Origin of the sequence: Nocardioides eburneiflavus, from assembly GCF_004785795.1 — a bacterium.
Classification (GTDB): Bacteria; Actinomycetota; Actinomycetes; order Propionibacteriales; family Nocardioidaceae; genus Nocardioides; species Nocardioides eburneiflavus.
Genome location: NZ_SRRO01000001.1, coordinates 464384 through 484344 on the forward strand (window position 1 = coordinate 464384; position 19961 = coordinate 484344).

Annotated in this window: 22 protein-coding genes; 12 read left to right on the forward strand and 10 right to left on the reverse strand. The window is 73.8% G+C overall.

Going from position 1 to position 19961, the window contains the following annotated elements:
- Nucleotides 1-17: 17 nt before the first annotated feature.
- Both EXE59_RS02185 and EXE59_RS02190 read right to left on the reverse strand, forming a co-directional pair.
- Entirely contained in the window at nucleotides 18-2333 is a 2316-nt protein-coding gene (locus tag EXE59_RS02185) for a sodium-translocating pyrophosphatase (RefSeq protein WP_135837428.1), read from the reverse strand.
- Between the two features lie 202 nt (nucleotides 2334-2535).
- Nucleotides 2536-2871: an anti-sigma factor antagonist gene (locus tag EXE59_RS02190; RefSeq protein ID WP_135837429.1), complete on the reverse strand. Its 336-nt coding sequence runs from the start codon at nucleotides 2869-2871 to the stop codon at nucleotides 2536-2538.
- 164 nt (nucleotides 2872-3035) lie between these two features.
- On the opposite strand from EXE59_RS02190, the gene EXE59_RS02195 reads away from it, so the two are divergent.
- Entirely contained in the window at nucleotides 3036-5384 is a 2349-nt protein-coding gene (locus EXE59_RS02195) for a DEAD/DEAH box helicase (protein WP_246056444.1), read from the forward strand.
- A gap of 10 nt (nucleotides 5385-5394) precedes the next feature.
- Nucleotides 5395-5700 carry a hypothetical protein gene (locus tag EXE59_RS02200; RefSeq protein WP_135837431.1) on the forward strand — a complete coding sequence of 102 codons (306 nt, stop codon included), beginning with the start codon at nucleotides 5395-5397 and terminating at the stop codon, nucleotides 5698-5700.
- A 3-nt stretch (nucleotides 5701-5703) separates the two neighbouring features.
- Here the strand turns inward: EXE59_RS02200 and EXE59_RS02205 are convergent, their stop codons facing one another.
- The 3 genes from EXE59_RS02205 to EXE59_RS02215 are packed head-to-tail and all read right to left on the reverse strand — an operon-like array spanning nucleotide 5704 to nucleotide 6589.
- A complete protein-coding gene (locus tag EXE59_RS02205; protein WP_246056446.1) occupies nucleotides 5704-6051 on the reverse strand; it encodes an Rv3654c family TadE-like protein in 348 nt (115 codons plus the stop codon).
- Nucleotides 6048-6410: a TadE family protein gene (locus EXE59_RS02210; protein ID WP_135837432.1), complete on the reverse strand. Its 363-nt coding sequence runs from the start codon at nucleotides 6408-6410 to the stop codon at nucleotides 6048-6050. The genes EXE59_RS02205 and EXE59_RS02210 overlap by 4 nt, the downstream gene beginning before the upstream one ends.
- Nucleotides 6410-6589 carry a DUF4244 domain-containing protein gene (locus EXE59_RS02215; protein ID WP_135837433.1) on the reverse strand — a complete coding sequence of 60 codons (180 nt, stop codon included), beginning with the start codon at nucleotides 6587-6589 and terminating at the stop codon, nucleotides 6410-6412. The genes EXE59_RS02210 and EXE59_RS02215 overlap by 1 nt, the downstream gene beginning before the upstream one ends.
- Before the next feature lie 171 nt (nucleotides 6590-6760).
- Between EXE59_RS02215 and EXE59_RS02220 the strand changes: the two genes are divergently transcribed.
- On the forward strand, nucleotides 6761-7237 hold the full coding sequence (locus EXE59_RS02220; protein ID WP_168218371.1) for a GNAT family N-acetyltransferase: 477 nt from the start codon (nucleotides 6761-6763) through the stop codon (nucleotides 7235-7237).
- A 19-nt stretch (nucleotides 7238-7256) separates the two neighbouring features.
- Here EXE59_RS02220 and EXE59_RS02225 read toward each other — a convergent pair whose 3' ends face one another.
- Genes EXE59_RS02225 through ssd form a run of 4 tightly spaced genes read right to left on the reverse strand, consistent with a single transcriptional unit; the run spans nucleotide 7257 to nucleotide 10784 of the window.
- Nucleotides 7257-7940, reverse strand: coding sequence for a type II secretion system F family protein (locus EXE59_RS02225; protein ID WP_135837435.1), 684 nt, complete (start codon nucleotides 7938-7940; stop codon nucleotides 7257-7259).
- A complete protein-coding gene (locus EXE59_RS02230) occupies nucleotides 7937-8614 on the reverse strand; it encodes a type II secretion system F family protein (RefSeq protein WP_135837436.1) in 678 nt (225 codons plus the stop codon). Before EXE59_RS02230 ends, EXE59_RS02225 begins: the two co-directional genes overlap by 4 nt.
- The gene (locus tag EXE59_RS02235; RefSeq protein WP_135837437.1) at nucleotides 8611-9774 is read right to left on the reverse strand and encodes a TadA family conjugal transfer-associated ATPase; all 1164 of its coding nucleotides are present in this window, start codon (nucleotides 9772-9774) and stop codon (nucleotides 8611-8613) included. The genes EXE59_RS02230 and EXE59_RS02235 overlap by 4 nt, the downstream gene beginning before the upstream one ends.
- Nucleotides 9771-10784 carry a septum site-determining protein Ssd gene (gene ssd / locus EXE59_RS02240; RefSeq protein ID WP_135837438.1) on the reverse strand — a complete coding sequence of 338 codons (1014 nt, stop codon included), beginning with the start codon at nucleotides 10782-10784 and terminating at the stop codon, nucleotides 9771-9773. Before ssd ends, EXE59_RS02235 begins: the two co-directional genes overlap by 4 nt.
- A 133-nt stretch (nucleotides 10785-10917) precedes the next feature.
- Here ssd and EXE59_RS02245 point away from each other — a divergent pair, with 133 nt between their 5' ends.
- Nucleotides 10918-11715: an HAD family hydrolase gene (locus EXE59_RS02245; RefSeq protein WP_135837439.1), complete on the forward strand. Its 798-nt coding sequence runs from the start codon at nucleotides 10918-10920 to the stop codon at nucleotides 11713-11715.
- Between the two features lie 250 nt (nucleotides 11716-11965).
- Here the strand turns inward: EXE59_RS02245 and EXE59_RS02250 are convergent, their stop codons facing one another.
- Complete coding sequence (locus EXE59_RS02250) at nucleotides 11966-12682, reverse strand: Fic family protein (protein WP_135837440.1); 717 nt, start codon at nucleotides 12680-12682, stop codon at nucleotides 11966-11968.
- Nucleotides 12683-12771: 89 nt separating this feature from the next.
- On the opposite strand from EXE59_RS02250, the gene EXE59_RS02255 reads away from it, so the two are divergent.
- The 8 genes from EXE59_RS02255 to EXE59_RS02285 are packed head-to-tail and all read left to right on the forward strand — an operon-like array spanning nucleotide 12772 to nucleotide 19920.
- A complete protein-coding gene (locus EXE59_RS02255) occupies nucleotides 12772-14085 on the forward strand; it encodes a hypothetical protein (RefSeq protein ID WP_135837441.1) in 1314 nt (437 codons plus the stop codon).
- A 23-nt stretch (nucleotides 14086-14108) separates the two neighbouring features.
- Nucleotides 14109-14960 (forward strand): class I SAM-dependent methyltransferase, encoded by an 852-nt coding sequence (locus EXE59_RS02260; protein ID WP_135837442.1) that lies wholly within the window; start codon nucleotides 14109-14111, stop codon nucleotides 14958-14960.
- 26 nt (nucleotides 14961-14986) lie between these two features.
- The gene (locus tag EXE59_RS02265) at nucleotides 14987-16018 is read left to right on the forward strand and encodes a hypothetical protein (RefSeq protein WP_135837443.1); all 1032 of its coding nucleotides are present in this window, start codon (nucleotides 14987-14989) and stop codon (nucleotides 16016-16018) included.
- A complete protein-coding gene (locus tag EXE59_RS25055; protein ID WP_168218372.1) occupies nucleotides 16012-16131 on the forward strand; it encodes a hypothetical protein in 120 nt (39 codons plus the stop codon). The genes EXE59_RS02265 and EXE59_RS25055 overlap by 7 nt, the downstream gene beginning before the upstream one ends.
- 27 nt (nucleotides 16132-16158) lie before the next feature.
- Complete coding sequence (locus tag EXE59_RS02270; RefSeq protein WP_135837444.1) at nucleotides 16159-17289, forward strand: sensor histidine kinase; 1131 nt, start codon at nucleotides 16159-16161, stop codon at nucleotides 17287-17289.
- Nucleotides 17286-18011 (forward strand): LytR/AlgR family response regulator transcription factor, encoded by a 726-nt coding sequence (locus tag EXE59_RS02275; RefSeq protein WP_135837445.1) that lies wholly within the window; start codon nucleotides 17286-17288, stop codon nucleotides 18009-18011. Before EXE59_RS02270 ends, EXE59_RS02275 begins: the two co-directional genes overlap by 4 nt.
- On the forward strand, nucleotides 18008-18409 hold the full coding sequence (locus EXE59_RS02280; protein WP_135837446.1) for a hypothetical protein: 402 nt from the start codon (nucleotides 18008-18010) through the stop codon (nucleotides 18407-18409). The genes EXE59_RS02275 and EXE59_RS02280 overlap by 4 nt, the downstream gene beginning before the upstream one ends.
- On the forward strand, nucleotides 18406-19920 hold the full coding sequence (locus tag EXE59_RS02285) for a sodium/solute symporter (RefSeq protein WP_135837447.1): 1515 nt from the start codon (nucleotides 18406-18408) through the stop codon (nucleotides 19918-19920). Before EXE59_RS02280 ends, EXE59_RS02285 begins: the two co-directional genes overlap by 4 nt.
- Nucleotides 19921-19961 lie beyond the last annotated feature (41 nt).

Here is a 19961-nt window from a genome sequence, read left to right on the forward strand (position 1 = left end):
GACCGGGTCGTACGGGGTCAGGCGTGGTGCGGGCTGAACGACGACGAGCCGGTGTTGTCGCCGTCGTCGGCGATCACGACCTCGCGGCGCTTCGAGACGACCACCGCGCCCGCGATGATCGCGACCGCGACGAGCGCGATCACGATGCGCAGGACGTCGTTCTGGTCCTCGCCCACGCTCATCGACACGATGGCGCTGGCGATGAGCAGCGAGACCAGGTTCATCACCTTGATGAGCGGGTTGATGGCCGGGCCGGCGGTGTCCTTGAACGGGTCGCCGACGGTGTCGCCGATGATCGTGGCGTCGTGGGCGTCGGAGCCCTTGCCGCCGTGGTGGCCGTCCTCGACGAGCTTCTTGGCGTTGTCCCAGGCGCCGCCCGCGTTGGCCAGGAAGACGGCCATCAGGGTGCCGGCGCCGATGGCACCGGCGAGGAAGCCGGCCAGCGCGGTCACGCCGAGGCCGAAGCCGACGGCGACGGGGGCCAGGACGGCCAGGATGCCGGGGGTGACCAGCTCGCGCAGCGAGTCGCGGGTGACGATGTCGACGACCTTGCCGTACTCCGGACGACCGGTGCCCTCCATGATCCCGGGGATCTCGCGGAACTGGCGGCGCACCTCGAAGACGACCGCACCGGCGGCGCGGGCGACCGCGTTGATCGCGAGGCCGGAGAAGAGGAACACCACGGCCGCACCGAGCAGCACGCCGACGAGGACCGAGGGGTTGAAGACCTCGAAGCTGAGCAGGCCCACCTCCTCGGCGGTCGGGCTGGCCTCGGCGAGGGCCTCGGCGACCGACGTGGCGTACGACCCGAACAGCGCGGTCGCGGCCAGCACGGCCGTCGCGATCGCGATGCCCTTGGTGATGGCCTTGGTGGTGTTGCCGACGGCGTCGAGCTCGGTGAGGATCTGCGCGCCCTCGGGGCTGACGTCGCCCGACATCTCGGCGATGCCCTGCGCGTTGTCGGAGACCGGGCCGAAGGTGTCCATCGCGACGATGACGCCGACGGTGGTCAGCAGGCCACAGCCGGCGAGCGCGACGGCGAACAGCGACACCGTGAGGGTCGCGCCGCCGAGGAGGTAGGCACCGAAGACGGCAGCGCCGATGACCAGCGTGGTGTAGACGGCCGACTCGAAGCCGACGCTCAGGCCGGACAGGATGACGGTCGCGGGACCGGTGAGCGAGGTCTTGCCGACGTCCTTGACGGGCCGGTACTCGGTGCCGGTGTAGTAGCCGGTGAGGGCGAGGATGCCCGCGGCCATGACGATGCCGATGACCACCGCGGCGCTGGCGATGAAGCGCGGGTCGCCGTCGATGTCGCCGAAGGCGGGTCCGAACTCGGCGAAGTCGCCGGGCAGGTAGACGTAGGAGAGGACCACCGACGCCAGGGCACCGACCGCGGCCGAGATGTAGAAGGCCCGGTTGATGGTGGTGAGGCCGTTCTCCTCGGCCTTCGGCTTGGTGATGTAGATGCCGAGCACCGCGGTGAGCGCACCGATCGCGGGGATGAGCAGCGGGAAGACGAGGCCCTTGTCGCCGAAGGCGGCCGCGCCGAGGATCAGCGCGGCGACCAGCGTGACGGCGTACGACTCGAACAGGTCGGCGGCCATGCCGGCGCAGTCACCGACGTTGTCGCCGACGTTGTCGGCGATGGTCGCGGCGTTGCGGGGGTCGTCCTCGGGGATGCCCTGCTCGACCTTGCCGACGAGGTCGGCGCCGACGTCGGCGGCCTTGGTGAAGATGCCGCCGCCGACACGCATGAACATGGCGAGGAGGGCGGCACCGAAGCCGAACCCCTCGAGCACGACGGGCGCCTCGTCCTTGAAGAGCAGGACGACGACGCTCGCGCCGAGCAGGCCCAGGCCGACGGTGGCCATGCCGACGAAGGCGCCCGTGCGGAAGCCGATCGTCATGGCCGGGTCGCGGCCCTCGGACTCGGCCGCCGCGGCCACGCGCAGGTTGGCGCGCACCGCCAGGCTCATGCCGAGGTAGCCGATCGCGGCGGAGAAGCCCGCGCCGACGAGGAAGAAGATGGAGCGCCCGACGCGGACGGCCATGTCGTCGGCGGGCAGCGCGAACAGGACCACGAACGCCACCGCGGCGAAGATCCCGAGCGTACGGAACTGGCGCTGCAGGTAGGCGTTGGCGCCCTCCTGCACGGCCTGGGCGATGGTCTTCATGTTGTCGGTGCCCTCACCCGCGGCCAGCACCTGCGACCTGAACATCGCGGCCATCCCGAGCGCGCCGAGCGCGATCAGGGCGACGACGACGACCAGGACGAGGTTGCCACCTTCGAGCTCCGGCTGCGCAACGACCGCGGGCAAGATCCCCGTCATTCGTGTCCTCCTCGGACTTTGAGCTAAGCACTGGAAACAGATCCGTGAACGCGCCGGAGTCTACGCAGACGTGACCCAGATCACGGGGCAGGGTGACCGACACCACACCGGACATCTGGTCCAGCTCCGGGTTCGAACGTGACAAATCCCCTCCGTGCACGTCCAGAGGGGTGACCCGCCGACCTGGGCGGAGGGAACGCGGTCAGGCGCTGGGGGCCGAGCCGACGGTGTCGTGGATGGTGAACACCTTGGCCAGTCCGGTGATCCGGAAGATCTTGAGCAGGCGCTCCTGGGTGCACACGAGGTCGAGCGAGCCGTCGTGGGCGCGCACCTTCTTGAGCCCGCCGACCAGCACGCCGAGGCCGGTGGAGTCGAGGAACTCGACAGCCTCGAGGTCGATGACGATGTCGTAGGTGCCGGCGCTCACCAGGTCGGTGATGCAGTCCCGCAGCTTGGGTGCGGTGTAGACGTCGATCTCGCCGCCGACGGCCACGACGGCACGACCGTCCACCTCGCGTGTCGCAAGGGTGAGATCCACGACTGCTCCCCGGTCCCCGAACTCGTTCGGACAGTGCGGTGCGGGCACGCCTGTGCCCCTGTTCCATTCCGGGTGGTATCAAACCACGAGTCACAAGTGTTCCGCAGGACTCCTCTCCACATCCCCGCACGATGGCCGTCCCCGGCCTTTGCCAGACTGCGTCGGTGAGCCCCTCCCGTCCCGGCGCCGTGCCCGCGGTGGACGCCCTGGTCCGTCGCCTCGTCGGCGTGCCCGGGCGCGAGGACCGGCTGCGCCACCTGGAGGTGCTGCCCGCGCGAGAGGCGGTCCACGAGGACTGGCCCGCCTGGGTGCCCGACGACGTCCGCGGGGCGTACGCCGCCCACGGCGTGGCGCGCCCGTGGCGGCACCAGGTGGTGGCTGCCGACGCGGCCCACGCGGGCGACCACGTGATCGTGGCGACCGGCACGGCCTCGGGGAAGTCGCTCGCCTACCAGCTGCCGGCACTCTCCGCGATCCGCGCGGCGCGCGGGCCGCGCGGGGAGCGCGGTGCCTCCGTGCTCTACCTCGCGCCGACGAAGGCGCTCGCCCACGACCAGCTCGCCGGCCTCGAGTCGCTCGGCCTCGACGTACGCCTCTCCGCGCACGACGGCGACTCCTCGCGCGAGGAGCGGGACTGGACGCGCGACTTCGGGGAGTACGTCCTCACCAACCCCGACATGCTCCACCGCTCCCTGCTGCCGTCGCACCACCGGTGGGCGCGGCTGCTCGGCTCGGTGCAGTACGTCGTGGTCGACGAGTGCCACCACTACCGCGGGGTCTTCGGGGCGCACGTCTCTCACGTCCTGCGCCGGCTGCGCCGGGTGTGCGCGATCTACGGCGCGCACCCGACCTTCGTGCTCGCCTCGGCGACGGTTGCCGAGCCCGAGGTGACCGCCGCCCGGCTCACCGGGCTCGACGTGGTCGCGCTGACCCGCGACGACTCGCCCCGCGGCGAGGTGTCGCTGCTGCTCTGGGAGCCGCCGTTCACCTCGCACGCGGGTGAGAACGGGGCGCCCGTGCGACGGGCCGCGTCGTCCGAGGTCGCCGACCTCCTGGCCGACCTGGTCGCCGAGGACGTACGCACCCTCGCCTTCGTCCGGTCCCGGCGCGGCGCCGAGCAGGTGGCGCTGACCGCCGCCGACCTGCTCGCCGAGGTCGACCCGTCACTGCCCGGGCGGATCGCGGCCTACCGCGGGGGCTACCTGCCCGAGGAACGCCGAGCCCTCGAGGCGGCGCTGCGGCGCGGGGACCTCATCGGGCTCGCGGCCACCAACGCGCTCGAGCTCGGCATCGACATCAGCGGCCTCGACGCCGTCCTGGTCGCGGGGTTCCCCGGGACGCGCGCGGCCTTCTGGCAGCAGGTCGGGCGCGCCGGGCGCGGGGCGCAGGACGCGCTCGGGATCCTGGTCGCCAAGGACGACCCGCTCGACACCTACCTGGTGACGCACCCGGAGATGCTCATCGGCGCCCCGGTCGAGGCGTCGGTCTTCGACCCGTCGAACCCCCACGTCATGGGTCCGCACCTCTGCGCCGCGGCGCAGGAGCAGCCGCTCACCGAGGCCGACCTGCCGTTGTTCGGGCCGACCGCGCGCGAGGTGGTCGACGAGCTGGTCTCGCTGGGGCTGCTGCGCCGCCGACCGCGCGGGTGGTTCTGGACGGACCGCTCGCGCGCCGCGGACCTCGCCGACATCCGCTCGGCCGGCGGGTCGCCCGTGCAGCTCATCGAGGCCGACACCGGGCGCGTGGTCGGCACCGTCGACGCCGGCGGCGCCCACAACCAGGCCCACCCGGGCGCGGTGTACGTCCACCAGGGGGAGACCTGGCTCGTCGAGGACCTCGACCTCGAGCACCACGTGGCCGTGATGCGCCGCGACGACCCGGCGTACAGCACGACCGCCCGAGAGGTCACCGACATCAGCATCGTCGCCACCCGCGAGCGCCGGTCGTGGGCAGGCTGCGAACTCGCGCTCGGTGAGGTCGACGTGTCACACCAGGTGGTCTCCTTCCTCAGACGGCGCCAGCCCGGCGGCGAGGTGCTCTCGGAGGAGCCGCTCGACCTGCCCGAACGGACGCTGCGCACCACCGCGGTGTGGTGGACCATGCCGGACGACGTCGTCGCCGAGGCCGGACTGGCCGCTCTCGACGTGCCGGGGGCCGCCCACGCCGCCGAGCACTGCTCGATCGGGCTGCTCCCCCTCTTCGCGACCTGCGACCGGTGGGACATCGGTGGCGTCTCCACCGCCCGGCACGCCGACACCGGCCTGCTCACCGTCTTCGTGTACGACGGCCACCCGGGCGGGGCCGGCTTCTCCGAGCGCGGCTTCCACACGGCCGCCACCTGGCTGTCCGCGACCCGTGAGGCCATCGCGAGCTGCGAGTGCACGAGCGGGTGCCCGTCGTGCATCCAGTCGCCCAAGTGCGGCAACCAGAACAACCCGCTCGACAAGGCCGGGGCCATCTCTTTGCTCGACGCCCTCCTCGCGGGTGCACCCCGCGAGGACGGAGGGGGCTAGATTCGGACCCATGGTGATCCTCGGTCTTGGCCTCATGATCCTCGGCGCGATCGCCGTGCTGTCCGCGCTCTTCGTCAGCGAGCCCGGCACCGGCGGCGAGCTCCTCGGCTTCGAGGTCACGACGCTGGAGTCGTTCCTCGTGGGTGTCGCAGCGGGCGCCGCCATCCTGTGGGGCTTCGCGCTCCTCAAGTGGGGCACCAAGCGGACCATCGCCCACCGCAAGGAGCGCAAGGAGCTCACGAAGCTCAACGAGAAGCTCGATCGGGTCGAGGCCGAGCGCCGCGACGAGGACCCCGAGCGCCGCGACACGGTCTGAGGCTCACCCGGGACCGGCACGCGCCTCGGCGCTCACCCGGACCTGCGACCACCCCGACGCCCACGGCAGATCCGGACCACGGACGGACACGACGACGCTGACCACGTCGGCGTCGAGCCGGCACAGGTCGACCGCGGCCTGATTGGCTGCGGCCACGCGGACCGCCTCCGCGCAGGCGTCACCGGTGACCGTCGCGCCTGCGAGCGCCGAGAGGTCGGCGGCCGCCTGGGCACGGCGCTGGGCCACGACCAGCCCCCCGGCCGCGCCGAGTCCGACCATCACGAACATCAGCACCCCGGCCATCGCCACCACCACGACCGTCGCCGCACCCGAGTCGTCGTGCCGGCTCACGACTGCTCCACCACCGCGACGGACTCCGAGGAGACCGTGACGCCCGGCAGGGCGCCCAGGAGCCCGCCCGGCCCGGTGACGCGCGCGGAGGTCGTCACCACGACCTCCGCGTCGCCGACGTGGACGGTGACCCGGGCCGACTCGGGAGCGATCCGCAGGGCCACCGCCTCGGCCGAGGCGACGTCGTCGCCCCGGGCCACGATGCGGGCGGCCTCCCGGGACGCGTCGACCACGCGCACCTGGGCCGCGCCGACCGCCAGCATCCACACGAGGCCGGCGGTCAGCGCGACGAGCAGCGGGATGCCCAGCGCGAGCTCGGCGGTCGCCGCACCCCGCTCCTCCCGACAACGCCTGTGCATCAGCCGATGCCGAGCAGACCCATGACGTGCTTGAACAACCGCTCCAGCAGCTGGTCGCCGAACGCCCCGGTGAGCAGCGTGTAGAGGAGGCCGGCGAATCCCGCCCCCGCCGCGGTGCCCACGGCGTACTCGGCGGTGGTGATGCCGGACTCCGGCCTGTCGTGACGCTGGACCTTCATCGATTCCCCTGTCGTCGCGGGGCTCCCGACGAGCCCCGTTCGTCACCACCATGGGGCCGCTGGCCACCATCCGCAGCCACGGCCGCCGCGCCCTGTGGAGGACCGGTGGGTCAGGGTTGCTGTGGACGGAAAGTGGTCGGGTCAGCGTCACGCGGCACTAGCCTCGCCGTCGTGGACGAGGTGCAGATCGTGCGGATCGGGCCGGACGAGTGGTGCGAGTTCCGAGAGGTGCGGCTGGCTGCCCTCCGCGATGCGCCGGGTGCGTTCGGGGCGAGCTACGCCGACTGGGTCGAGGCAGACGAGAGCCGGTGGCGCCAACGGCTGTCCGACGTGCCGTTCACCCTGGTCGCGCGCAGCACCGACGCGCCGGTGGGAGTGGTCTCCGGCGCCGAGTCCGGGGACGCCGTCGAGCTGATCTCGATGTGGGTGGCGCCCGACCACCGCGGCACCGGGCTGGCCGGCCGCCTTGTCGGGCAGGTCGTCGCGTGGGCCGCGGGCAGGGGGCGCGACACCTTCCTGATGGTCCGCGACGACAACGAGGCCGCGATCCGTTCGTATGCTCGCGCCGGGTTCGTGGACCTCGGCATCCCCGACGGATGGCCGCCGGACGCGCCGCCCGAACGCCGCATGCGGCACAGCAGCTCCTGAGCAGCGACCGCGCACACGGTCATGGAGCGACACTCCCGAACAACGAGGCCACCGTCGGCACCACGCCGAGCAGCATGAAGGCCGGGAGGAGGCAGACGCCGAGCGGCACGGCGGCCGCCACACCGACCCGGCGGGCTGCGTCCTCGGCCCGGGCCAGCGACTCGCGCTCGAGCTCGTCGGCGAGGCGCTCGACGGCCTGGACCACCGAGGCGCCGGAGACCTGCGAGCGCACGAGGACTCGTGCCAGCGGCGCCAGGCTCGCGTCCTCGGCGACCGCCGCCCACGCGTCGGTGCCGGAGCCCCAGCGGGCACGCTCGACCACCAGGGCGAGCCGGTCCGCGGCCGGGCCGGGGAGGGCAGTGCAGACCTGTGCCAGGCCAGCGACCGGCTCGGCCCCGGCACGCAGGGTCGAGGCGAACAGGTCGACGAGGTGGGGAAGGGTCCGCTCGACCTCCTCGCGCTCGCGTCGGGCGGGCGTGGTCTCCGCCCCGGCGAGCATCCGGCGGGCGACCACCGTCGCGACGACCCCCACGACGAGTCCGGCGACCCCTCCCACGAGGAGCCACGCGCCGATCGCGACGCCGACGACTGCCAGCGGGCGCAACCCGGGGCCCGACGAGCCCCGGGTGCGCACCGACCTCGGAGGTGAGGGGACGAGCACGGTGACGGCCGCAGTCGCAAGGGCCACGCTGAGCCAGGTCACGGTGCGGCCGCCCGGTCGGCCAACCGCTCGATCCACCAGAGCCCGGCGCCGTTGAGGCCGACGCCCACAGCAACGCAGACCCAGCCGACCGGGGTGCCGAGCAGGAAGGACCACGGGTCGGACCCTGCGCCGGAGCCCATCAGCAGCACGACCAGCGGCAGGCAGGCGACGAGGCGGGCGGTCGCCCGCGCAGACGCCAGCTCGGAGTCGACGAGACGACGCGTGCGTCGTCGGCCCCGCAGGCCGCGGGCCGTGCGCTCGAGCGCGGCCGCCAGTCCGCGTCCCGAGTGCTGGGAGACCTGCCACGCGCCGGCGACCCAGCGCAGGTCTGCGGCACCGCGTCGCTCCGCCGCCACGCGTCGCATCGCCTCGGGGACGTCGGCGCCGAGCCGCAGCGCGTCGACGACCCGACCGAGCGGCGGCCACCGCTCGGCCGCGGCGGACAGGGCGGCATCGGGCGGACGCCCGGCGGCGAGGTCGGCGGCGAGGAGGTCGCACACCTCCAGCACCGCTGCTTGGTCGGCGACAGCGCGCCTCCGGGCGGCGTACGGGGAGGGCGGCCGCCGCGGTGGCGGTGGCCGCCGCGTGGAGCTCGACCGGACCGGCGGCAGGAGGGTCGCGACTGCGGCGGCAGCCAGCAGGGCCGCGACCACCGCCGCCGGCGACTCGCTCACCGCGTCACCGAGCCCAGACGAGTGGCCAGGGTGCCGGCGGCCGGGCCGCGCACCACGCGGTCCGGCTCGAAGGTCGCCGCCGTCCGCAGCACCACCAGGCCGGAGTCGTCGCGCTCGGGGACGCCGAGCTCGAGGATGCGGCGGCGCCCCTCGCGACCGCGGCCGAGGTGGATCACCACGTCGAGGGCCGAGGCGAGCTGGCTGTGCGCGGCCGCTCGCGGCAGGCCCGCGGCGAGGGCCAGGGCCTCGATCCGGGCCGGCACGTCGGCGGCGGAGTTGGCGTGGAGGGTGCCGCAGCCGCCGCCGTGGCCGGTGTTGAGGGCGGCGAGCAGGTCGACGACCTCCGCGCCGCGCACCTCCCCGACGACCAGGCGGTCGGGCCGCATCCGCAGCGCCTGTCGGACCAGGGTCTGCAGCGAGACCTCACCGGCACCCTCGATGTTGGCGGGGCGACCCTCGAGGGCGACCACGTGCGCGTGCTCGGGCCGCAGCTCACTGGCGTCCTCGACCAGCACGATCCGCTCGCCGGGGTCGACGAGCGACAGCAGCGCCGACAGCACCGAGGTCTTGCCGGTGCCGGTGCCACCCGTGACGAGGAACGCGCAGCGCGAGTCGACGACCTCCTCCAGGAGGAAGGCGCCGTCCGGTGGCAGAGCTCCCGCCGACACCAGCTCGGGCAACGTCCACACCCGGCCCCGCGGCACCCGCAGCGACAGCACCGTCCCCGAGCGGGCGACCGGCGCCAGCACGGCGTGGAACCGGGTGCCGTCGGGGAGGCGTACGTCGGCGTGCGGCGTGGCGTCGTCGAGCCGCCGCCCCGCCGAGGCGGCCAGCCGCTGCGCGAGGCGGCGCACGGAGGCGTCGTCGGGGAAGGTCACCGACACCCGCTCGAGCCCGACGCCGCGGTCGATCCAGACCTCGTCGGGGCCGTTGACCAGGACGTCGGTGACGTCGGGCAGGCGGAGCAGGTCCTCCAGCGGGCCGGCTCCGAGCACGTCGCGCCGGAGCAGGTCGTGGACGGCGAGCACCGTCGCGTCGCCAACCGGGGACCCCGACGCCCGGAGCGCCTCCGCGACCCGGTGCGGGGTCAGCTCGCCCGCGGTGCCGGCCAGGCGTCGGCGCACGTCGTCGAGCACCGCCGTCGGGACGGGGGCGCTCATGCTGCCTCCGCCAGCAGGTCGCGGGCCGCCCTCGCGAGCGGACCTCGCGCGGCGAGCGGGCCGAGGCCACGGTCGACCGACGCGGCGAGGCCGCGCTGGTCGGCCACGGCGGCGACGACCGGCAGGCCCGTCACGCGCTCGGCGTCGGCGTCGCCGAGCCCTCCCGGGCGGACCACCAGTCCCGCCCTCCCGGCTCGGCCGACCTCGGCGACCAGGCGGGCCGTGGCCGCCAGCCCGGGCACCGTGGCTGGGGTGACGACCAGGAGGTCGTCGCACCGGTCGACCAGCTCGACGAGGTCGGGTCCGCCCTGGCGGGCGAGGTCGAGCACGACGAGGCCGTGGCCCCGCACCGCGGCCGGCAGGATCCTGCGGGCGGTGGGCACGTCGAGACGTCGCCGTGGACCCGACCAGGTGAGGACGCCGAGGTCGTCGCACCGGGGAACGCCCTCCCGCAGCGCCCCGGCGCCCAGCCGCCCCGACGTCTCGGCGAGCGCCTCCCACCGCACCCCGCGCACGTCCTCCATCCCGACGAGACGGTCGAGGCCCGGCCCCAGCGGATCACCGTCGATGAGCAGCGTCGGCGCCCGGCGCGCGTGCCACTGCGCGAGCGCGCACGCCAGTGTGGTCGCTCCGGCGCCGCCCGTCCCGCCCACCACTCCCACCAGGCGGCCCGGCGAGCATCGCTCGCCCACGTCGGCGAGCGCGTCGGACAGCCACGGCGCCCCGTCGGGCAGCTCGACCACCGAGTCGGCGCCCAGCGCCACGGCATGGCGAAAGGCTGCCTCGTCGGGCGGTGCCCCGACGAGGTGGACCCCTGGCCGCCTGGGCGGCCCGAGGGCGGCGACAGGCTCGGCGAGGTCGGACCCCACGAGGACCAGGTCGGCCTCGCGCCAGGTCGCGAGCGACAGGCCCGGCTCGGCGCAGACCTCCGCGCCGATCCCCGCCGCCGCGCAGAGCGCGACGACGGACTCGTGGACGGACGGGGATCGGGTGATCAGCAGGACTGCCATGCGAGGAGCGTCCGTGCCGGCACCGACGGCGGGCAGCACCGACGGCCCGCGGCTGTGGAGAAGTGCCTACGGGGGCGGCCTGTGGACGCCTGATGGCCCACGACGGCGGCCGTCCGGCGCCTACGATGGCCGCATGACCCGCCCGACAGCGGCCTTCTTCGACCTCGACAAGACGATCATCGCCAAGTCGAGCACGTTGGCCTTCAGCCGCGAGTTCCAGGCAGGCGGACTCATCTCGAGGCGAGCGATGCTGCGCTCGGCGTACGCGCAGTTCATGTTCTTCACCGGCGGCGCCGACCACGACCAGATGGACAAGATGCGGGAGTTCATGTCGCAGCTGTGTGCCGGCTGGGACGTGGCGACGGTGCGCGAGATCGTCCACGAGACCATCACCACCATCGTGGAGCCGCTGGTCTACGACGAGGCGGTCACCCTCATCGAGGAGCACCGGGCCGCCGGTCGCGACATCGTCATCGTCTCCGCGTCCGGCGCAGAGGTCGTCGAGCCGATCGGGCAGCTGCTCGGCGCGGACCGGGTCATCGCGACGCGGATGGAGATCGTCGACGGGAAGTACACCGGCACCATCGACTACTACGCCTACGCCGAGGAGAAGGCGCGCGCGATCGAGCACCTCGCCGAGACAGTCGGCTACGACCTCGACGCCTGCTACGCCTACAGCGACTCGGTCACCGACGTGCACATGCTCGAGGTCGTCGGGCACCCCTTCGCGGTGAACCCCGACAAGGAGCTGCGCCGCATCGCCGACTCCCGGGAGTGGCCGGTCCTGCTGTTCGTGCGCCCCGTGGCGCTGCGCCGCCGCCTGCCCGCTCCACCCACCGGGCCGACCCTGGCCGCGCTCGCCGTCGGTGGCGCCGTCGCCGCGGGCGGCGTGCTGTGGGCCAACCGGCGCAGGCGGATCGCCGACGCCTGAGCGACACCCACCGTCCCCCGGCAAAGTCAAGGCTTGAAGGTGCCACCGGGCCGGACTAGAACTGGAGGTAGAACTCCACAGCAGCACGTGGTCCAGGTACCCACGCGGCGATCCACCCATCCGATGGGGTGCTTGCCGATCGGGATCTGCCCGAGGCAGCAATTAGACAATGCACGCTTGGTAGCCAGGCATCACGTGTCAGCGGCGGCACCCGATCCTTCGTGAGCGGGTGCCGCTCGCATGTCCGGGGTTACCGCCGCAGGGGCGAGGCCTCGGCCCCCGCCGCGAACGCCTCGGCGCCGTAGAGCGCCCAGGCGTGCACCCCGCGCGGACCGCCGTCGGCGTAGGCGCGCAGGTTCGACTCGTACGCCGCGCGCTGCGCCAGGTGCCCGGCCTCGGGCACCACGAGGGACTTGGCGTCCACGCCGCGGGAGACGAGGACGAGGCGCTCGAGGGCGCGGGCGACGATCCCGTTGTGCGAGGCGAACGGCGCCGCCGTGGCGACGTCGGCGTGGGCCACCGCCGCGACCAGCAGTGCAGGGGCCTGCGTGCCCGACAGCAGGAGCTCCGAGACCCCGCGCAGCCGGTCGGCGGAGGCGGCGTCGCGCGGGCGGCCCAGCTCCTCGGGCGACAGCGACGAGGAGGCGACCACCGTGTGGAGCCGCGCGATCGCCTGGAGCGGCGCGGTCTTGAGCAGCGGCGCCAGCGCGAGCATCGAGGCGGACAGCCGGACGGCGTCGGCGGCGATCTCGTCGGCCTCCCCCACCCGTACGTCGTCCAGCGTCGACGTCGACCCCTCGAGCACCGCGCTCGCCTGCGCGCCGCGCAGCAGCGACTCGGCGGTCAGCTCGGGGGACGTACGCCGCAGGCCGCGGTCGCGCAGCATCACGTCGATCCCGTCGCGGGTGGCGGCGTAGGCCGAGCTGACGCCCTCGAGGTCGGTGAGCCAGGCGAGCGGGTCGGTCATGGGAGGAAACGGTAGCCGCGACAACCATTGCGGCCCGAACGGCGTCGTACCGGCGAACACACGTGCACGACACGACAACGGGGGAACACATGAACCGCACCATCGCGCTGACGGCTGCGACCGGACTCGGCCTGACCCTGCTCGCGCCGTCCGGCGCCGTCGCGACCGCCGCTGCCGGCACCTGCCAGGGCATGCCGGTCACGCTGACCGGCACCCCCGGGCAGTCGCTGACCGGCACCGACGGGCCCGACGTGGTCGTGACCAACGGCGCGATGATCGTGAGGACCCTCGGCGGCGACGACGTCATCTGCGTGACCGGCGGGCCCTCGCAGGTGTACGCCGGGGCGGGCGACGACAGCGTCGACGCGTCCACCTCCACGAGGTTCGGTGCGCAGGTGCGCCTCGGCCCGGGCAGCGACCGGTTCCGGGGCTCGACAGGCTTCGACGTGGTCCACGCCGGCGACGAGGCGGTCCCGGGCGTCGCGCCGGCCGCGGACACGGAGCGGGACGTCATCGACACCGGACCGGCCGGCCGGATCCGCGACCACGTCGACTCGGGCCAGCCGGGAGCGCCCAACGACGACCAGGTCCGGATGGGTGACGGCTGGCTCAGCTGGGCGGGGATCCCGACCGCTGCGACGTACGTCGACGGCGGCCGCGGCAGCGGCCTCGGCATCCAGCCGGCCGCCACCGAGTCGGTCACGATCGACAGCGCCGTCGGCACGCTCGCCGTCGACGCCCAGCCCGTCCTGTCCTTCGACGGCTTCACCGAGTACACCGTGAACGCATCCCTCGGCCTGGCGGACCTCACCTTCCGCGGCGGCCGCCGCGCGGAGACCCTGAACCTCGACCTGGGCGACGACACCCCGCACCGCGTGCGGATGGGCTCGGGCGCCGACCACCTGCGCTTCATCCGGACCGACGCCCTACCGGACGGCGGGCTCTACGACGGCGGCCCCGGCCGCGACGAGCTGACCCTCGCCCTGCCCGACGAACGGGACCTCGACCTCGACCTGCGCAAGGGCACCCTCTCGACCGGACAGCGGTCCGCCGAGGTCACGGTCCCGGCACGACGCTTCGAGGACGCCACGATCATGGCCCGCCACGTCGAGCTCCTCGGCACCCCGGCCCGCAACAGGCTCGTCGTCGGCGCGTGCCGGTCGCGCGTGGACGGTCGTGACGGCCGCGACGTGCTCTCGACGTTCGAGCAGTTCGACGAGGACGCAGAGCTGGCGTGCAAGCCGCGCGCCCGGCTGCTCGGCGGACGCGGCAACGACCGGCTCACCGGCAGTCGCGGACCCGACGTGCTCCTGGGCGGCCCCGGCCGCGACCGCGCCGACGGCGGCAAGGGGCGCGACGTGTGCCGGGCCGAGGTGCGCAAGCGGTGCGAGGTGCGCCGCTGAGCGTCGCTTGTAGCCTTGCGGCGATGAGCGACGAACCCACCTCCGGCCCCGCCCCCGTCGACCGCGCGCGGTCCTTCGGCACCGTCGCCGAGGCGTACGACCGCGGCCGGCCGGCGTACCCCGCCGACGCGGTCGCGTGGCTGGCCGGGGGCGAGGCGCGGGTCGTCCTCGAGCTCGGCGCGGGCACCGGCAAGCTGACCCGCGAGCTGGTCGACCAGGGGCACGCGGTCTTCGCGACCGACCCCGACGAGGCGATGCTGGCGGTGCTCCGCGAGCGGGTGCCCGAGGTGAGCGCCAAGGTCGCCACGGCCGAGGAGATCCCCGCCAACGACCGGTCGGTCGACGTGGTGGTGGTCGCGCAGGCGTTCCACTGGTTCGACCACGACGTCGCGCTACCCGAGATCGCGCGCGTGCTCAAGCCGGGCGGGCACGTCGCGCTCGTGTGGAACAGCCGCGACGAGCGGATCCCGTGGGTGCGGCGGATGGGCGCGATCCTGGGCCGCCAGGACCTCGACACGTCGTCGGCCGAGCGCCTCGTGCACAGCGACCTCTTCGGCTTCATGGAGGAGGCGACCTTCAAGCACTGGCAGGAGATCGACCGCGAGACGATCCAGGACATGGCGCGCTCGCGATCGAGCTTCGCGGTGATGGACGACGGGGAGCGCGAGCGCCACCTCGCCGAGGTGCTCGCGTTCTACGACGACTACGGCCGCGGCATGGACGGGATGCGGATCCCCTACGTCACGCGGTGCTACCGCGCCGTCGTGGTCGACCGGGACGAGCAGACAACTTCGGCCACCGACGAGCCGTCACAGGAGGGACCGGTCGTGAGCGACGGCACCGACACCGACATGTTGCTCATCGACTTCCGCTGACTGAACCGCTCCGCTCGGGGGAAACCATGCGCCGTACGACGACACTGACCGCTGCCGGCCTCATCGGACTGGCCCTGCTCACCCCCACGGCCGGGAGCGCCGCAGACGAGTCCTGCCTGTGGGAGCCGGCCACCCTCGTCGGCACGCCGGACCACCCGCTCGTCGGCACCGACGGCCGCGACGTCATCGTCACCAACGGCGCCACCGAGGTCACCGCGCTGGGCGGCGACGACCGGATCTGCGTGACCGGCAAGCGGCACCCGTGGATCGCTGTCGACGCCGGCGCGGGCAACGACGTCGTCGACGGCCAGCACCGGTCGGGCCAGCCTGTCTTCGCCGACCTCGGCACGGGCACCGACGTGTTCGTCGGCGGCGACGACGACGACCGCGTCACCCTGGCCTACCCCGACGCGGGTGGCGGCCCAGACGTCGTGACAGGCGGCGACGGGGACGACACGATCCAGCTCCAGACGGGGCCGGGCGACGCGCGCGTCGACAACGCCCTCGGGACCTTCTCCTCCTCGGGCGCGGCCCTCGCGCGCTGGTCGGGCGTGGAGGAGTTCTGGCTGGCGGAGCCGCCGAGCCCACGCGCCCTCACCTTCGTCGGCTCGCGCCGGCGCGACACCGTGGTCGACGACGCTCGGACTCCCAGCGTCGTCCACGTCACCCTCGACGTGGGCGCCGACGCGTACCGGTCGCGCACCGCCCCGCTGCCCGGCAGCTCGATCAGCGGCGGGGTCGGGTCGGACCTCATCGAGGTCGCCTCGCCGACCTCCGGCCTCCATCTCGACCTGCAGCGCCAGCGGATGGTCGTGGACGACACGACGGCGTACACCGGTCGACGACAGGCTTCGAGGACGCCAACCTGTTCGCGCGGCAGGTCCTGCTCGAGGGCGACTCCGGGCGCAACGAGCTCGGCTTCACGGCCTGCCGAGCGGTCGTCAAGGGACGGAAGGGTTCCGACACGGTCCGTCGCGAGCACGACAGCACCTTCGACACCGATTTCGACTGCCGGGAGTCCGCGCGCATCCACGGCGGTCCCGGCAGGGACATGTTGAGCGGCACACGCGGCGCCGACACCCTCATCGGCGGCCCGGGGCGCGACCGGGCCGACGGCGGCACCGGGCGCGACCGCTGCAGGGCGGAGCGCATGGAGCGCTGCGAGCGTTGAGGCGCCTCCGCGACTAGTGTCGCGGACGTGGTGAGGTGGAGGTGGCGGCGCACGTCGCTGGGCGGCGAGGCCGACCGTGCCGCCTTCCGCGCGCTGCACAACGCCTCGCTCGCCAGTCCGGCGCTGCGCGAGGGTCTGACCACTGCCAGCGCCGAGAAGTCGGTCGGCCACCTGCGTGCGCTGCTCGGCACGCCGGCGGCGGGGCTGGGCGACACCAGCGGGCTGCTCGCGTGGGACGGGCTCGGCGCGCACCACCGCTCGCAGCTCGCCACCACGATCGGGCAGGTCGCGGAGACCGGGCGCACGATGATCGTCGACGAACGGACGCTGGTCTGCGACAACAGCGGCTGCGAGGTGCGCCAGGCGATCGTGAGCCCGCTCGTCGTGGAGGACACGCTCGTCGGCGCGCTCGTGGTCGGCGCCCCGCACACCACCGGCGGGCTCGTGCGCGCCGCCGACGAGGTCGCCTCCTGGGTGAGTGGACAGCTCGAGCTCGCCGAGCTCGACGCGTCGCGGACCCGGCTCATGGAGGCCGAGGTGCGGGCACTGCGGGCGCAGATCAGCCCGCACTTCGTCTACAACTCGCTCGGCGCGATCGCCAGCTTCGTGCGGACCGACCCCGACCGTGCCCGCGAGCTGCTGCTGGAGTTCGCCGACTTCACCCGCTACTCCTTCCGCCGCCACGGCGAGTACACGACGCTCGCCGAGGAGCTGCGCTCCGTCGAGCGCTACCTCCTGCTCGAGCAGGCCCGCTTCGGCGATCGCCTCCAGGTGACCCTCCAGATCGCCCCGGAGGTGCTGCCGGTGGCGGTGCCCTTCCTGTGCATCCAGCCACTCGTGGAGAACGCCGTGCGCCACGGCCTCGAGGCCAGCGCCGACAAGGTCGACGGCGTCGGGCGGCTCTCCATCACCGCGCGCGACCTCGACCAGGAGTGCGTGCTCGAGGTCGAGGACGACGGCACCGGCGAGGATCCCGAGCGGGTGCGGCAGGCGCTGGCCGGCGACGCCTCGATGGACTCGGTCGGCCTCGGCAACGTGGACGCGCGGCTGCGCAACGCGTACGGCGACGACTACGGTCTGGTCGTCGAGACCGCACCCGGCGCCGGCACGAAGGTGATCGTGCGGGTGCCCAAGTTCGCCCCGGGGGTTCACGCATGACGCAGCTCAAGGTGCTGGTCATCGACGACGAGCGCCCCGCCCTCGACGAGCTCACCTTCCTGCTCGGCCGCGACCCCCGCATCGGCGAGGTCCGCGGCACCGACTCCGCCACCGAGGCGCTGCGGGTGCTGCAGGCCGAGGAGGTCGACGCGGTCTTCCTCGACATCCAGATGCCCGGCCTGACCGGGCTCGACCTCGCGCAGGTCCTGTCGCGCTTCCGGACGCCGCCGCCGGTGGTGTTCGTGACCGCTCACGAGGAGCACGCCGTCGCGGCCTTCGAGCTCCGTGCCGTCGACTACGTCCTCAAGCCGGTGCGCGAGGAGCGCCTCGCCGAGGCCGTACGCCGCGTGGTCGAGGCGGGCGGCCCGGCACCGTCCGGCGACGTCCAGATCCCGGTCGAGCGGGGCGGCGTCACCCGCTTCATCAACCGCTCCGAGATCACCCACGTCGAGGCGCAGGGCGACTACGCCCGCCTGCACACCGCCGAGGGCTCGCACCTGGTCCGTACGCCCCTCTCCTCGCTCGCCGAGCAGTGGGCGTCGGCCGGCTTCGTGCGGATCCACCGCTCGGTGCTGGTCGCGCTCCCCCACGTCGAGGAGGTGCGCAGCGAGGGCGGTCGCGTCAGCGTGGTCGTCGGCGGGACCGAGCTGCCGGTCAGCCGCCGCCACACCCGCGAGCTGCGCTCGGTGCTGACGAGGCGAGACGCGACAGGCTCGCCGTGAGCGACCAGCCGCCCCCGCGCGTACGCGTCACCGGCCCACCGCGGCGCCGCGCCCAAGGCGTACGCTCCGCCGGCACCCGCGAGATCGACGCGGAGACCGCGCTGGGCGAGGTGTTCATGCGCTCCCTGCTGCGCGAGCAGCTGTTCCTCGCGTTGCGGGTCCTCGCGGCACTGACCGTGACGGTGGGCCTGCTGCCGCTGCTGTTCCACCTGTTCCCGTCGCTCGGCGACGAGCGGGTCGGGCAGGTGCCGCTCGCCTGGCTGCTGCTGGGAGTGCTGACCTATCCGTGGCTGGTGCTGCTCGGCTGGTTCTACATCCGGCGCTCCGAGGGCCACGAGCGCGACTTCGCCGACCTCGTCGGGTCGGTGGACGAGCGGGACCAGGGCGCCCCGAGGTGACCACCGACGTCGTGCCGGGCCTCGTCGCCGTCACGCTCGTGTCGCTGGCCACGCTGGTCATCGGCACGTGGGGGCTGCGGATCTCGCGCACCACCAGCGACTTCTTCGTCGCCTCGCGCACCGTGCGGCCCCGGCTCAACGCGAGCGCGATCGGCGGGGAGTACCTCTCCGCCGCGTCCTTCCTCGGCGTCGCCGGGCTGCTGCTGACCTTCGGCGCCGAGATGCTCTGGTACCCCGTCGGCTGGACCGCGGGCTACCTCGTCCTGCTGGTGCTCGTCGCCGCACCGCTGCGACGCTCCGGGGCCTACACGCTGCCCGACTTCGCCGAGGCGCGGCTGGGCTCGCGCGGGGTGCGCAAGCTCTGCTCGGTGCTGGTCGTCGGCATCGGCTGGCTCTACCTCCTGCCGCAGTTCCAGGGCGCGGGCGTCACGCTGCGCTCGACGATCGGGGCGCCGCCGTGGGCCGGCTCGCTGGTCGTCGCGGTGGTCGTGCTGGCGTCGGTGAGCCCGGGCGGGATGCGGTCCATCACCTTCGTGCAGGCCTTCCAGTACTGGCTGAAGCTCACCGCGCTGCTCATCCCGGTCTTCGTGCTGCTCGCCGTCTGGCTGGCCGACGGCGCCGCCGACCCCACGGCGTCCGCCCCCGCCTCGTGGTCCGTCCCCCTCGCCTCGCCGGGCGGTGGCATCGGCCTCTACACGACGTACTCCCTCATCGTCGCGACGTTCCTCGGCACGATGGGCCTGCCGCACGTGGTGGTGCGGTTCTACACCAACCCCGACGGCCGCGCGGCCCGCCGTACGACCCTCGCGGTGCTCGCGCTGCTGGGCATCTTCTACGTCCTGCCACCCGTGTACGCCGCGCTCGGCCGCATCTACGCACCCGACCTCGTCGAGGGGCGCTCCGACGTGCTGGTGCTCGAGCTGCCGAACCTGATGGTCGGCGGGGCCGTGGGTGCCGTGCTGACCGGGCTCGTCACCGCCGGCGCGTTCGCGGCGTTCCTCTCGACCAGCTCGGGGCTGACGATCGCCGTGGCCGGCGTGCTGTCGCAGGACGTGACGGGGCGGCGGTGGGGGTCCTTCCGCCTCGGCGGGGTCACGGCCTTCCGGGTGGCCGCGGCCATCGCGGTGGTCGTGCCGCTGCTGATGTCGCTGCCGGCCCAGGACGTCGCGGTCGCGCGGACCGTCGGCCTGGCCTTCGCCGTGACGGCCTCGACCTTCGGCCCGCTGCTGATGCTGGGGATCTGGTGGCGCGGACTGACGCCCGCGGGTGCCATCGCAGGGCTGCTGGTCGGGGGGCTGGGGTCGGGGTTCGCCGTCGCCTGGACCCTCGCCACCTCGGCTTCGTCGGGCTGGGCGTCCGCCCTGCTCGGGCAGCCGGCGGCGTGGTCGGTGCCTGCGTCGCTCGCGACGATGGTGGTGGTCTCGCGACTGACCCGCGCCTCGGTCCCCGCCCACGCGGGTCGGTTCATGGTGCGGCTGCACACGCCCGAGGTGGTCGACCTCCAGCGCTGACCGCCACACGTGTCCGGGTTGTGGCCCTCGACCGGGCAGAT